This is a genomic window from Ruegeria sp., assembly GCF_965243365.1.
Classification (GTDB): Bacteria; Pseudomonadota; Alphaproteobacteria; order Rhodobacterales; family Rhodobacteraceae; genus Ruegeria.
The window spans coordinates 3,268,854-3,282,454 of record NZ_CBDEUW010000002.1 but is presented as its reverse complement, the minus strand read 5'-3'; the positions used below and the strand labels follow the sequence as shown (position 1 = coordinate 3,282,454).

The following is a 13,601-nucleotide window of genomic DNA, read 5'->3' as shown; positions in this document are numbered from 1 at the left end:
GCTGACTGTCAACTCCTTCGCCACGTCTGACGGGCGGACACCGAATCAAGGACAATTCGCCATGCAAGAGCAACGCCAAGTTGTCACCGTGGATAGCACCGCTTCGAAACCGAACAATTTCGTATTTGTCCTGCTGGACAAGTTCTCGCTTCTGTCCTTTGCTTCGGCGCTGGACAGCCTGCGTATTGCCAACCGCATGGCCGATCGCGAGCTGTATCGCTGGACGCTGGCGGGTGAAGGCGGAGAGCTTGTGAAATGCTCGGCCGGAACCACGTTCAAAGTGGACAGCGATCTGCCCGAATTGCAGCGCGATGACGTGATTGTTGTGTGCGGCGGCATGGACGTGCAGGTTGCGACCACGAAACGTGTGCTGAACTGGTTGCGGCGTGAAGCGCGCAAAGGGCTGAAAATCGCCGGTCTTTGCACCGCCGCCTATACTCTGGCCAAAGCCGGCCTTTTAGACGGAAAGCGTGCGACCATTCATTGGGAAAATGCCGACAGCTTTGCCGAGGAATTTGATGAAGTCGAACTGACCAAATCGGTATTTCTGATCGAAGGAAACCGGATGACCACCGCCGGAGGGACCTCATCGATCGACCTGATGCTGAAACTGATTGCCGAGGATTACGGGGAAGAACTGGCCAATGCCGTTGCCGACCAGATGATCTATTCCTCGATCCGTACAGATCAGGATACCCAGCGGTTATCGACCCCGACCCGCATCGGGGTACGTCATCCAAAGCTGAGTCAGGTTATCCTGATGATGGAAAAGAACATCGAAGAACCGATCTCACCATCAATTCTGGCCAAGGATGTCGGTATGTCGACCCGGCAGCTGGAGCGTCTGTTTCGCCGCTATCTGAGCCGGTCGCCCAAGCGATATTACATGGAGCTGCGTCTGCACAAAGCGCGCAACCTGCTGATGCAGACGGATATGAGCGTGATCAACGTCGCGCTGGCCTGCGGTTTTGCCAGCCCCTCGCATTTCTCGAAATGCTATCGCGCGCATTACAACACCACTCCGTATCGGGAACGCGGGGCTCAGAGCGCACGGCTCTCGGTTTAGGTGTCTGGCGTCATCCGATAAACAGCCCCTTGTCCGACCGAGATAAACCAGATCGATCCGTCAGCCGCTTCAACAATATCTCTGACCCGTTCGGTTTCCGGCCCCTTGATCTGTTCGACTTCACGCAACGGCGTCCCGGCCAACCGGGCGATATAGTTGAACTTGAGCGAGCCAACAAACAAATCACCCTTCCATTGTGGCCACAATTTGCCCGAGTAAACCAGCAGGCCAGAGGGCGCGATGGATGGGTCCCAATAATGTTCCGGCTGTTCCATGCCCGGTTTGGAGGTTCCTTCGCCGATCTTCTGTCCCGAATAATGGGTCCCATATGAGATCACGGGCCAGCCGTAGTTCGCGCCCGCGTGCACCAGATTAACCTCATCTCCGCCCCGGGCACCGTGTTCGGACACCCATAGCCGCCCCTGACTATCCAGTCCGGCCCCTTGCGGATTGCGGTGGCCATAGGACCATATCTCGGGCCGGGCAGCCTGGTCCCGGACAAACGGGTTGTCACCGGGTATTGTGCCGTCACGATTGATCCGGATGACCGTGCCCATATGGTTCTGCAAATCTTGCGCCGCTGGCCTGTCCCCCCGATCCCCTATGGTGACGAACAAAGTGCCATCCAATGCCTCAACAACGCGAGAGCCGAAATGCCGACCGCCCGATCCCCCCGGTGTGACCTCGAATATCACCCGCAAATTGGTCAGGCGCTTTCCATTTTCAGACAGGCGCACGACCGCTACGGCAGTTCCCGCACCACCTTTCTGTTTTTTGGAAAATGTCAGGAAAATCTCGCGGCTTCGCGTGAAATCCCGGGCCACGGTGACGTCCAGCAAGCCGCCCTGCCCCGCGGCCGATACCTTGGGAGCACCCTTTACCCTGTTTACTGTTCCATCCGCGACATACAGCAAGTTGCCATCACGCTCGGACACCAGAAAAGCACCACCAGGCAACAACCCAATGGCCCAAGGCGTGTCGAGGCCTCCGACAACTTGTGTCACAGCCACTGATCCGGCCGAGGTTTCCAACCGATCCGCCCCTGCGGCACCCGTTACAAGAAGAAATACAGTAAACGCGATGTATCTCAGCATCCGCCTTCTCCGACATCAGTATTTTTTCCCATCTGCCAGTACAAATAGCGCGGATGCGGAAAACCCAAGCCTTCCTTAGACCTTTTCTTTTTCAAACAGCTTGCCTAGGGTCGCACCCAGAACACTATTGTTCCAATAAGGGAGTAACATATGAAAAAGCTGCTTACAGCTACCGCAGCAACAGCCTTGCTGGCGGGAACCGCAATGGCGGATGATGTCAAACTGGGCATTCTTCTTGGTTTTACCGGACCAATTGAATCGTTGGCACCCGCGATGGGCTCGGGTGCTGAACTCGCGATCGCAGAAGTTACCGAATCTGGCAAACTTCTGGACGGCGCTTCTGTCACGGGGGTACGCGCAGATACCGGATGTATCGACAACGGCCTGTCCACATCGAACGGCGAACGCATGATAGCGGATGGGGTCGCGGGCATCATTGGTGGTGACTGCTCGGGTGTCACCGGCGCGATCCTGCAGAACGTTGCGATTCCGAACGGCATGGTCATGATCTCGCCGTCGGCGACTTCACCCGGTCTGTCGACGATGGAAGACAACGGCCTGTTCTTCCGCACCGCCCCGTCGGATGCGCGTGAAGGTCAGGTGATGGCTGATATCCTTAAGGAGCGTGGCATCAACTCAATTGCTCTGACCTACACCAACAACGACTACGGCAAGGGTCTTGCGGACGCGATCCAGTCCTCGTTCGAAGCGGCTGGCGGCGAAGTGACGATCGTTGCGGCGCACGAAGACGGTAAGGCAGACTATTCTGCTGAAGTGGGCGCGCTGGCCTCGGCCGGTGGCGACATTCTGGTTGTTGCGGGTTATCTGGATCAGGGTGGCCTGGGTATCATCCAGTCGGCGCTGGACAGCGGCGCATATGATACATTCGGTCTGCCCGGCGGTATGATCGGTGACTCGTTGCCTGCAAATGTCGGCCCTGACCTGAACGGTTCGTTCGGTCAGATCGCCGGTTCCGGTGGGGAAGGTGCGGAAAAGTACTTTGCCATGGCCGAAGCCGCGGGCTTCGACGGCTCGTCGCCCTATTCGCCTGAATCCTATGATGCAGCGGCGCTGTTCATGCTGGCCATGCAGGCAGCGGGTTCGAGCAACCCTGCTGACTATGCTGGCAAAGTGATGGATGTCGCCAACGCACCCGGTGAGAAGATCTATCCGGGTGAATTGGCCAAAGGTCTGGAACTGTTGGCCAACGGTCAGGAGATCGACTATGTCGGTGCCTCGGGCGTAGAACTGATCGGCCCCGGTGAAAGCGCGGGGTCTTACCGGGAAATCGAAGTGACTGACGGCGAAAACAAGACTGTTAAGTTCCGTTGATTCTGACTTAGCAATCGGAAAAACTTGCGGCCCGGACCTCGTGTCCGGGCCGTTTGAATGAAAAACCGCCTTCCGGATGCGGGGGTGGAACTACAACGCCGAAAACGGCGGCTAGGGGAAAAGATGATCGTCGTCGAGGACGTGCACAAGCATTTCGGCGGTTTTCACGCGGTGGACGGGGCCTCGCTGGAAATCGAAAAGGGTTCGATTACGGGCCTGATCGGACCAAACGGGGCTGGAAAAACCACTCTGTTCAATGTGATCGCGGGCGTTCTACCACCAACCAGCGGCAAGGTTTTCATGGATGGCGAGGATATCACCGGCCTGCCCCCGCATGAGCTGTTTCACAAAGGCCTGCTGCGCACTTTCCAGATCGCCCACGAGTTCTCGTCGATGACTTGCCGCGAGAACCTGATGATGGTGCCCGGCGCGCAATCGGGCGAAACCCTTTGGAATACGTGGTTTGGTCGCAAGCGCATCGCAGATGAAGAGCGCGCATTGAAAGCCAAGGCTGATGAGGTACTGGAATTCCTGACCATCGAGCATCTGGCCGATCACAAGGCGGGTCAGGTCTCGGGCGGTCAGAAAAAGTTGTTGGAACTTGGCCGCACCATGATGGTGGATGCTAAGATCGTGTTTCTGGACGAGGTTGGCGCGGGCGTAAACCGGACCCTTCTGATGACCATCGCCGACACCATCCTGCGCCTGAACAAAGAGCGCGGCTATACTTTCGTCGTCATCGAGCACGACATGGATTTCATCGGCAAAATCTGCGACCCGGTCATCTGTATGGCCGAAGGCAAGGTTCTGGCCAAAGGTACTCTGGACGAGATCAAGGCAAACGAGCATGTGATCGAAGCTTATCTGGGCACCGGCCTGAAGAACAAAGACAAGCTGGAGGCCGGGGCATGAGCGATAATCCTTATCAGGATGATCACGGCAACAAGGACGCCTCGATCACCAACAGACATGGCATTGGCACCATGACACCCGCTCACGCCCAAAGTGGTGAGACGCATTATGTTGGTGGCGGCCCTTTCCTGATCGGCGACACCATGACCGGCGGTTACGGCAAAGGGCCGGACATCCTTCATGATTGCACAATCGCGGTCGATAAAGGTGAGATCGCAGTGATTGTTGGCCCCAACGGCGCTGGTAAATCCACCGCCATGAAGGCTGTGTTCGGGATGCTGGACGTCCGTTCCGGTTCGGTGCGACTGGACGGGGAGGATATTGGCAACCTTTCCCCGCAGGATCGGGTGATCAAGGGTATGGGTTTTGTGCCGCAGACCTCGAACATATTCACATCCATGACGGTGGAAGAAAACCTTGAGATGGGCGCTTTCATCCGCCGCGATGATATTTCCGAGACGATGGAACAGGTCTATGATCTTTTCCCCATCCTCCGCGACAAGCGCAATCAGGCAGCCGGAGAGTTGTCGGGCGGCCAACGCCAGCAAGTCGCAGTAGGCCGCGCGCTGATGACACAGCCGAAGGTGTTGATGCTGGACGAGCCAACCGCCGGTGTCTCGCCCATCGTGATGGATGAGCTGTTCGATCGGATTATTGAAGTGTCACGCACCGGGCTGCCAATCCTCATGGTGGAACAGAATGCCCGTCAGGCGCTTGAGATCGCGGATAAGGGGTATGTGCTGGTCCAGGGGCGGAACGCTTATTCAGGTACGGGTAAGGAGTTGCTGGCTGATCCTGAGGTGCGGAAGAGTTTCTTGGGGGGATGAGGATGCTGAGAGTCACCATCACAGGTGCTTTAGCGCTTTGGGGCCTGACCGGAATTGCGGTACCAGCAACTGCGTCAGAGGTTGAGTTACATGAACTCTACTACTGTGTATTGTCTGACCTCACCGGGGTGGGCGGCCGCCCCACAAAGCAAGTCGATATGGAATACTACACCCCGTTCGGTTTTAGTCGGATGTCACGCCCCGGCGAGCCCAATCGGTTTGGGTTCGACTCTTCTACGACCAATTCAATTGGGATTGGACAACTACAGGAAGACGGCCGCTGGATTATTCGAGATTGGAGTGAGCAATCACAAACTGAACCAAAGATCACCCTAGTGACTTTCCTCCCTAACAATAACATCTTGGTGTCTATCTACGCGGGTTCAGCTTCTCACGTCACCTTTCGTGGTGAATGTGAACCGCGGGACTTGCCCGAGCAATGAAACAATGAATCTGAGGAGGGATTATGGGCCTCGTCAGTGACCTTCTGGCATTCTCTAAATTGGCCTGTAATCCGACACCGTTTTGTACGGTTGGCAATCAAATGGAGCATTCGCGTGATCGCAAATCGCCATCTCGCAAAATCCCGCCCTTTGGCCAACCTCCACTTCTTAAAATTGTAGAATTTGTGTCAATCCGCAGTCTGTACGGCAACCGCTTTTTTGTAAATCAGCTGCAGCCCAAAGAATACCACGCCCCGGCTGCAATCCCGTCACATTCCCCCATTAGCGCGCGACCTTAAGAAGGAAACGTTTTACCGGAACCGCATATGCATTTCGGTGAGGCCAACAAACCTTCCGCATAAAAATCTATTCAGGACTCAAAAATGAAAAAATGGATGTGCGTGGCCTTTGCCACCCTGTGCGCGACCGCCGCTACGGCGGAAGAGCGGCACTTTGTCTGTGTCTCTGACCGTGACGGCAGTGAAGTACGGCTCAACCGCGATGCCGAAGGCGACAAAGGCAGCATCGCGACCGCGACTATCGAAGGGGATGCGACCGTATTCAAAGGTATCGGTAACATGACCTTCCTTCACATCGAAGACAAAGACGTCATGACTTTTGTCGTCCACCTTGACGATATGACCTATGACCTCTCGATCAAAGGCCCTCATGCCGGGCACGATCACGGGACGTGTCAGGAAAGCGGCGCCTGACACTACGCACTGCCCGGCGCTGATGTTGCCAGCAGTCAGCCAATACGACCTGATGCAGGCAAATGCGAAGAGGCGTCATCGCCTCTTCGCAACCGTAATCTCCAAGTGGACAAAGAGATATCCCTTGGTGGCGGGATTCGTGAGACTACAGCAGGCCAACTGACTTAAATCCCCTATTTATTGTGGTGATATCCCGAAAAAGGCAGCACATGATGTTGTCTCGTGCGATCCCGTCATGCCATAAGATCGCACCCGGACAGTGAGAAGAATTCATGGACTTACTCAACGCGCTTGTCGCGCTCGCGAATTTTGTGATCGTGCCTGCGACGGCCTATGGCAGCCAGTTGGCATTGGGGGCGCTGGGCGTAACCCTGATCTATGGCATCCTGCGGTTTTCCAATTTTGCCCATGGTGACACGATGGCCTTCGGCGCAATGATTGCCGTGCTGGTCACCTGGGGACTACAAGCCGCTGGCGTCAGTTTCGGGCCGTTGCCGACCGCATTGCTCGCCCTGCCCTTTGCCATACTGGGATGTATCATCCTTGTGCTGATCACGGATCGGATGGTTTATCGGTTCTATCGGGAACAAAAGGCCAGACCGGTCATTCTGGTGATCGTGTCGATGGGCGTTATGTTCATCATGAACGGTCTGGTACGTTTTATCATCGGGCCGGATGATCAGAGGTTCTCGGACGGCGCGCGTTTTCTGATATCTGCGCGGGATTTCAAGGCGATGACGGGGTTAAGCGAGGGGCTTGCAATCCGGACGTCGCAGGCCATTACGGTGGTTGTTGCGATTGTCGCGGTGGCGCTGCTGTTCTGGTTCCTCAACAAAACGCGCACCGGCAAGTCGATGCGCGCCTATTCGGACAACGAAGATCTGGCGCTGTTGTCCGGCATAAACCCCGAACGTGTGGTGATGATTACCTGGATCATCGTGGCTGCGCTGGCAACAACGGCTGGTGTGCTTTACGGGCTGGACAAGAGCTTTAAACCCTTCGTCTATTTCCAGCTTTTGCTGCCGATTTTCGCATCGGCCATTGTGGGCGGCCTCGGTAATCCGTTGGGCGCAATCGCGGGTGGGTTCATCATTGCGTTCTCTGAGGTCACGATCACCTATGCCTGGAAGAAAGTGCTGACCTATCTGGCCCCGGAAAATCTTGAGCCGTCTGGCTTGGTGCAGTTCCTGTCCACCGATTACAAATTCGCCGTAAGCTTTGTCATCCTGCTCATCGTGCTGCTGTTTAAGCCCACGGGTCTGTTCAAGGGAAAAGTGATATGACCGAGCCCGTCAAAAATACTCTGCTTTTTGCCGTTGTCGGTGGTTTGATCCTGATGACCGGTTTCACGCAAAGCTGGAACGCCGCCATCCTGATCCTGAACATGGGGTTGATCTCGGCCATCATGGCAATCGGGGTGAACCTGCAGTGGGGCTTTGCGGGCCTCTTCAACGTCGGCGTCATGGGATTTGTCGCCCTTGGCGGGCTGGCGGTTGTTCTCATCTCGACACCTCCGACGCCGGGCGCGTGGTCTTCGGGTGGGTATGGTATCGTCCTGGCCCTGCTGATGGGCGCCGCAACCGTCGTCGCAGCCGTTCTGGTGGCCACACGAATGCCAAAAGGCCGACTGCAAACCGTGTCGATCATCGCTATTTTGATCGTCGGTTTTTTCCTCTACCGTGCGATATTCGACCCCAATGCCGCAGCCGTTGAGGCCATCGACCCAGCAATTGCGGGCAACCTTGGCGGGCTGAACCTGCCTGTGCTTCTGGCCTGGCCCGCCGGAGGTCTTCTGGCCGCCGGGGCCGCGTGGTTGATCGGCAAGACGGCTTTGGGTCTGCGCTCGGATTACCTGGCGATTGCGACGCTTGGCATTGCCGAGATCATCATTGCAATCCTGAAGAACGAGGACTGGCTGGCCCGGGGTGTCAAGAATGTCTACGGCATCCCGCGCCCCTCGCCCGTGGTCGGGTATGAGGTCGAATTACAGAAGGACCCCGCCTTTCTGGCCCGCGCCGAATGGTTCGGGCTGGACCCGGTTACGGCATCCACTCTGTCGGTCAAGCTGGGCTATTCGCTGTTGTTCCTGATTGTGCTGCTCGTGCTGTTGTGGATGGCACAAATGGCACTGAAAAGCCCTTGGGGCCGAATGATGCGCGCCATTCGTGACAACGAGGTCGCGGCCGAGGCAATGGGCAAAGACGTGACTCGTCGCCATTTGCAGATTTTTGTTCTGGGATCTGCCATCTGCGGTATTGCGGGTGCGATGATGACCACGCTGGACGGGCAGCTGACCCCCAGCGCCTATCAGCCGCTACGCTTTACCTTTCTCGTCTGGGTAATGGTGATTGTCGGCGGGTCGGGTAACAACTTTGGCTCTGTTTTGGGTGCCTTCCTGATCTGGTTTCTGTGGGTGCAGGTCGAGCCGATCGGCCTTTGGCTGATGAGCGTGATCACCGCCGGTTTGCCGGATGGAAGCGGGCTGAAAGATCATTTGGTGGGAAGTGCCGCACACATGCGCTTGCTAACTATGGGCGTCGTTCTGCTGATCGTTCTCAGATTTAGCCCGCGGGGACTGATACCCGAGAAATAGGCCAAATTTCCATAGAAATTCCCCCTACCGCGCCTCTTATCGGCGCGGCTATTTGCGTAGAACGTTAACAAAGTCTAAACAAGCGCACCGCGATCCACCAAATCGTCGGGATGACCCCACCTGCGACAAGCCTGTGTGGGGCTTGTAACGATCCAGATGTTAATCAGAATGAAAGCTACCTACGCGCAATGATCACACCACTCAAGATTACAGCAGCAGCCGTTCCGTTGTTGGCGATCCTTTCGGGTTGCGTGCCCACGCCGGAAGAGTTGGAGACTACTCCTGTTCAGGTGCAGACGCCGGCCGGAGTTGTCACCTGCCAGCTCTACCGCCATGATCGCGTATCCTGGGATCGGGCGATCGATTTCCCGGCCACCAAGATGTCGGTTGCAACGGCGGATAACTATTGCAAGCAGGAAGGTCTGCGGCGTCTGAACAAATGACGGCGAAGGCATCTTGCATATTCACGCAGGCTGCCTTTCAGCGGGCTTTGAACAATCCTCCTAGAATGCCGCGAACAATGCGGCGTCCCGTGGTGCCTTTAAGCTCCTTGATGACAGCCTCGCTCATCGCTGATGCGAACGTGTCCTTCCGGCGTGTGACCCGGGACGAGGACCGCCCGACCCGGCTGCCGGAATACCTGCGGGCCGAAGCAAACTCGCGCTCCATGGGCGATTGCCGCTCCAGCACTTCGTCGGCTTCGGCAGCGGCGGCCTGTTGCGCGGCAGAATCTGCCCGAGCCTGAAGGATTTCAAAGGCCGATTTCCGGTCCGTCGCGGTGTTGTATTTGGCACCCATTGGCGAGGCTGCCAGAATCTCTTGCCGGGCAGTTTTGTCGATTGGTCCCAATTGCGACCCGGGCGGACGGATCAACGTCCGTTCGACCACACCGGGCACCCCTTTCTTCTGCAGCATCGACGTTACGGCCTCACCCACGCCTACCTCACGTATGGCTTCCTCGGTATCGAAGGTTGGGTTTTCCCGATAGGTCTCGGCGGCCAGACGCAGGTTCCTGCGGTCACGCGCAGTAAAAGCGCGCAGCGCGTGCTGAACGCGGTTACCGAGCTGTCCCAGAATATCCTCAGGAATATCCGCCGGATTTTGGGTGATGAAATAAACGCCGACACCTTTCGATCGGATCAGCCGCGCGACCTGTTCTACCTTGTCGATCAGAACCTTCGGGGCATCGTCGAATAGCAAATGCGCTTCGTCAAAAAAGAACACCAGCTTGGGTTTGTCGGGGTCGCCAACCTCGGGCAGTTCTTCGAACAGTTCGCTGAGAAGCCACAGCAGGAACGTTGCATAAAGCCGTGGCGCACCCATCAGCTTGTCCGAGGCAAGGATGTTCACCATTCCATGCCCGCTTTCATCCGTTCGCATCAGATCGGACAGATCCAGCGCGGGTTCGCCAAACAGGTTGGTTCCCCCCTGATTTTCCAGCACCAACAGCCGTCGCTGAATAGCCCCGATCGATGCGGTAGAGACGTTCCCGTATCGCAAAGACAACTGCGCGCGGTTCTCGCCAATCCAGACCAATAGCGCCTGCAGGTCCTTGAGATCCAGCAAGGGCATGCCCTCTTCATCAGCGACCCGAAACGCGATGTTCAGAATACCTTCCTGCGCCTCGCTCAACTCCATCAACCGCGACAGCAGCAAAGGTCCCATTTCGGTGACGGTCGTGCGGACTGGATGACCCTGTTCGCCGAACAGGTCCCAGAAGGTTACGGGACAGGCTGCATACGAAAATGCGTCAAACCCAATCCGGGCCGCCCGTTCCTGAAACGCCTGATGCAGCTTGTGACCTTCGCTGCCGGGCAAGGCCAGACCGGACAGATCGCCTTTGACATCAGACAGAAACACCGGCACCCCGGCTTGCGAGAACCCCTCGGCCAGGATTTGCAGCGTCACGGTTTTACCCGTACCTGTCGCCCCCGCAATCAGGCCGTGCCGGTTGGCATACTTCAAAGACAACCCCTGCGCCTGCCCATAGTCCGGGCCTGCGCCGCCGATGAAAATCTTGTCGTTCATAGAATATTTGTCCCAAATTCAACCGATCTGCATCCAGCATACAAAGTTAACCTTTGGCTGCGATAGTCATTTTGCGGTCTTCACGGTTTAGGCCGTCGGGGGCCGCAACTTCCTCCCTGTCGACTGGCCGTGCCTTCGGGCACGGCTTTTTTGCGCATTCTTGGGTGAATCCAAGCCAATTCCTGGATTAAATTTTGTGGATAGATGTTGACCACGCGGGTTCGCTCTCGTAACGTCTGCCAATAACTAAGTCGGCCAGTCCGACGGGGAGATACATTTCATAAAGGGAGCCGCTCCACCGGCTCCCTTTTCCGTTGGTATCCCAGAGAGTTGCAGCCCATTATTTCGGCGGAATTCCGTTCAATTTCCGGCCAGCGCGGCGGTTTTGCCCTGACACCGTGGGTTTGCAGTGATAGATGGAACAAAAAGCTGGATCAGCATTATGAGGCATTCATGATCAGGAAACTTCTCACACTCACTACCGCGGTTGTGCTCGGTACGTCGGCCTTGGCACAGGAGACAACTCAGGAACAGACAGATCAGACGCAAGTTGGCAGCGATTTGGATCTTGGTGAATCCGGCCCACGGGTGGGAGAGCAATACATCAAGGAAGAATCCGGTGACTGGGGTGTTTCCTGTCTAAAATCTCAGGACGGAAATGACCCGTGTGCCATGGTTCAGGTTCTAAACGGTGCGCAAGGCGATCCCATCGCTGAGGTCACCATCGGTAAACTGCCTGCGGGTGGTGCTGCAGTTGCCTGGGCGAATGTGGTTGTCCCACTTGAAACACTGCTGCAGGCGCAGTTGGCTATGTCCATCGATGGGGCGCCCCGCAAGCTTTACAACTACCATCACTGCATCCCGCTTGGCTGCCTTGCACAACTGGGCCTTACACAGGCCGACATCGACGCGATGAAATCGGGTACCAAGGCGGTTCTGTCGCTGGTCCCGGCGCGCCTTCCCGATCAGGTGGTGAATATGGAGATGTCGCTGGCAGGTTTCACCGCAGCTTTTGACGGCCTGGAACCTTCTGCGAACTAAGCCTATCTTTGAAGACCAGAAAGTGAAGCCGCTGTTTGAAACAGCGGCTTTTTCTATACCCTTTTCAAGGCCAGCACAGCATTCAACCCGCCAAAAGCAAACGCATTACTCAGCACAACGTTGACTTTGGCCTCGCGGGCCTCATTCGGCACAACGTCCAAGGCGCATTCCGGGTCGGGCTCCTCGTAACCAATAGTCGGAGCGATCACCCCGTCGCGCAGGGCCATGATACAGGCCAAAAGCTCGACCGCGCCAGTGCCGCCAATCAGGTGACCGTGCATGGATTTGGTGGATGAGATCATCAAGTCATCCGCATGTGGGCCGAACACATCGGCGACTGCGGCACATTCCGTCTTGTCATTGGCGGCCGTGCCGGTTCCATGAGCATTGATGTAGCCCACATCGCTGGCATTCAGCTTCGCATCCGCCAACGCACCCGCCATAGCGCGCGAGGCGCCTTGCTTGCTGGGCATCACAATATCCGCAGCATCCGAGGACATGGCGAATCCGACAACCTCACACAGGATATCGGCACCCCGTGCGCGGGCCTGTTCGTATTCCTCGAACACAAAAGCCCCGGCCCCCTCGCCCTGAACCATACCGTTGCGGTTGGCGCTGAACGGACGACAGGCGTCCTTGGACATAACCCGCAGACCTTCCCATGCCTTGACGCCACCAAAGCACAACATGGATTCCGATCCGCCGGTGATCATGGCCGGGGCTGCACCGCTGCGCACCATCTGAAACGCCAAAGCCATGGCGTGGTTAGACGAGGCGCAGGCTGTAGAGACGGTGAAACTCGGGCCTTTCAGATTATGCTCCATCGAGACATGGCTTGCAGCGGCGTTATTCATCAGCTTGGGCACAACAAACGGATGCACCCGGTTCTTGCCGTCCTCATAGACCGACCGGTAGTTGTCATCCCACGTGGAAACGCCGCCCCCGGCTGTGCCGAGAACTACGCCTGACCGGGCAGCAACATCCCCGTGAAACACGATGCCCGACTGATCGATAGCCTCTTTTGCTGCGGTTAGCGTGAATTGCGTGAACCGGTCATACAACGTCATCTGTTGTCTATTGAAACGCCCTTCGGCCTCGAACCCGCGTACTTGACCGCCGATCTTGATGGCCAGCCGGTCCACATCGCGGAACTCAAGTTCGGAAATGCCACAGCGCCCTTCGCGCATGGCTTCCAGCGTATCGGGCACGGAATGGCCCAGCGAGTTGATGGTGCCGGCGCCCGTAATGACAACGCGTTTCATGGCGTCTGTCAGACCTTTTCCGCCACGAGCTTTTCGATCCCGGCAATGATCGCGGCTACGTTTGTGATGTCAAAATCACTCGCTGTCGGCTCATTTGCATTAAAGGGCACCGAGATGTCGAACTCTTCCTCAATTGCGAAGATGCTTTCGACCAGACCAAGGCTATCAATACCCAGATCCTCGAGCGTGCTGTCGGGCGTCACATCCGATGGCTCCAAAACGGCCTGCTCGGCAATGATTGCGATGACGCGGTCGCTGATGCTCATGTCGATCCCCTGATTGTCGCTTTT

Annotated in this window: 14 protein-coding genes; 10 read left to right on the top strand and 4 right to left on the bottom strand. The window is 56.7% G+C overall.

What is annotated here, in order from left to right; genetic code table 11:
* Window positions 1-61 precede the first annotated feature (61 nt).
* Window positions 62-1,066: a GlxA family transcriptional regulator gene (locus ACP0GE_RS19975; protein ID WP_424833647.1), complete on the top strand. Its 1,005-nt coding sequence runs from the start codon at window positions 62-64 to the stop codon at window positions 1,064-1,066.
* Here the strand turns inward: ACP0GE_RS19975 and ACP0GE_RS19970 are convergent.
* Window positions 1,063-2,160 (bottom strand): PQQ-dependent sugar dehydrogenase, encoded by a 1,098-nt coding sequence (locus tag ACP0GE_RS19970; protein ID WP_424833646.1) that lies wholly within the window; start codon window positions 2,158-2,160, stop codon window positions 1,063-1,065. The two genes, ACP0GE_RS19975 and ACP0GE_RS19970, sit on opposite strands and share 4 nt — an antisense overlap.
* Before the next feature lie 150 nt (window positions 2,161-2,310).
* Between ACP0GE_RS19970 and ACP0GE_RS19965 the strand changes: the two genes are divergently transcribed.
* The 8 genes from ACP0GE_RS19965 (at window position 2,311) to ACP0GE_RS19930 (ending at window position 9,423) form a co-directional block, all read left to right on the top strand.
* A complete protein-coding gene (locus ACP0GE_RS19965) occupies window positions 2,311-3,492 on the top strand; it encodes an ABC transporter substrate-binding protein (protein ID WP_424833645.1) in 1,182 nt (393 codons plus the stop codon).
* Between the two features lie 123 nt (window positions 3,493-3,615).
* Window positions 3,616-4,404, top strand: a complete 789-nt coding sequence (locus tag ACP0GE_RS19960) for an ABC transporter ATP-binding protein (protein WP_424833877.1) — start codon at window positions 3,616-3,618, stop codon at window positions 4,402-4,404.
* The gene (locus ACP0GE_RS19955; RefSeq protein WP_424833644.1) at window positions 4,401-5,231 is read left to right on the top strand and encodes an ABC transporter ATP-binding protein; all 831 of its coding nucleotides are present in this window, start codon (window positions 4,401-4,403) and stop codon (window positions 5,229-5,231) included. Before ACP0GE_RS19960 ends, ACP0GE_RS19955 begins: the two co-directional genes overlap by 4 nt.
* Window positions 5,232-5,233: 2 nt before the next feature.
* On the top strand, window positions 5,234-5,674 hold the full coding sequence (locus tag ACP0GE_RS19950; protein ID WP_424833643.1) for a hypothetical protein: 441 nt from the start codon (window positions 5,234-5,236) through the stop codon (window positions 5,672-5,674).
* Window positions 5,675-6,057: 383 nt separating this feature from the next.
* Window positions 6,058-6,387: a hypothetical protein gene (locus ACP0GE_RS19945; protein WP_424833642.1), complete on the top strand. Its 330-nt coding sequence runs from the start codon at window positions 6,058-6,060 to the stop codon at window positions 6,385-6,387.
* 272 nt (window positions 6,388-6,659) lie between these two features.
* Entirely contained in the window at window positions 6,660-7,670 is a 1,011-nt protein-coding gene (locus ACP0GE_RS19940; RefSeq protein ID WP_424833641.1) for a branched-chain amino acid ABC transporter permease, read from the top strand.
* A complete protein-coding gene (locus tag ACP0GE_RS19935; protein WP_424833640.1) occupies window positions 7,667-8,980 on the top strand; it encodes a branched-chain amino acid ABC transporter permease in 1,314 nt (437 codons plus the stop codon). The genes ACP0GE_RS19940 and ACP0GE_RS19935 overlap by 4 nt, the downstream gene beginning before the upstream one ends.
* 188 nt (window positions 8,981-9,168) lie before the next feature.
* Window positions 9,169-9,423: a hypothetical protein gene (locus tag ACP0GE_RS19930; RefSeq protein WP_424833639.1), complete on the top strand. Its 255-nt coding sequence runs from the start codon at window positions 9,169-9,171 to the stop codon at window positions 9,421-9,423.
* A 37-nt stretch (window positions 9,424-9,460) separates the two neighbouring features.
* Here the strand turns inward: ACP0GE_RS19930 and ACP0GE_RS19925 are convergent, their stop codons facing one another.
* A complete protein-coding gene (locus tag ACP0GE_RS19925; RefSeq protein ID WP_424833638.1) occupies window positions 9,461-11,008 on the bottom strand; it encodes a helicase HerA-like domain-containing protein in 1,548 nt (515 codons plus the stop codon).
* A gap of 453 nt (window positions 11,009-11,461) precedes the next feature.
* Here ACP0GE_RS19925 and ACP0GE_RS19920 point away from each other — a divergent pair, with 453 nt between their 5' ends.
* Window positions 11,462-12,049, top strand: a complete 588-nt coding sequence (locus ACP0GE_RS19920) for an invasion associated locus B family protein (RefSeq protein WP_424833637.1) — start codon at window positions 11,462-11,464, stop codon at window positions 12,047-12,049.
* Window positions 12,050-12,102: 53 nt separating this feature from the next.
* On the opposite strand, the gene ACP0GE_RS19915 is transcribed toward ACP0GE_RS19920, so the two are convergent.
* Window positions 12,103-13,311 (bottom strand): beta-ketoacyl-[acyl-carrier-protein] synthase family protein, encoded by a 1,209-nt coding sequence (locus ACP0GE_RS19915; protein ID WP_424833636.1) that lies wholly within the window; start codon window positions 13,309-13,311, stop codon window positions 12,103-12,105.
* Window positions 13,312-13,319: 8 nt separating this feature from the next.
* On the bottom strand, window positions 13,320-13,577 hold the full coding sequence (locus ACP0GE_RS19910; RefSeq protein ID WP_424833635.1) for an acyl carrier protein: 258 nt from the start codon (window positions 13,575-13,577) through the stop codon (window positions 13,320-13,322).
* Between the last annotated feature and the right edge of the window lie 24 nt (window positions 13,578-13,601).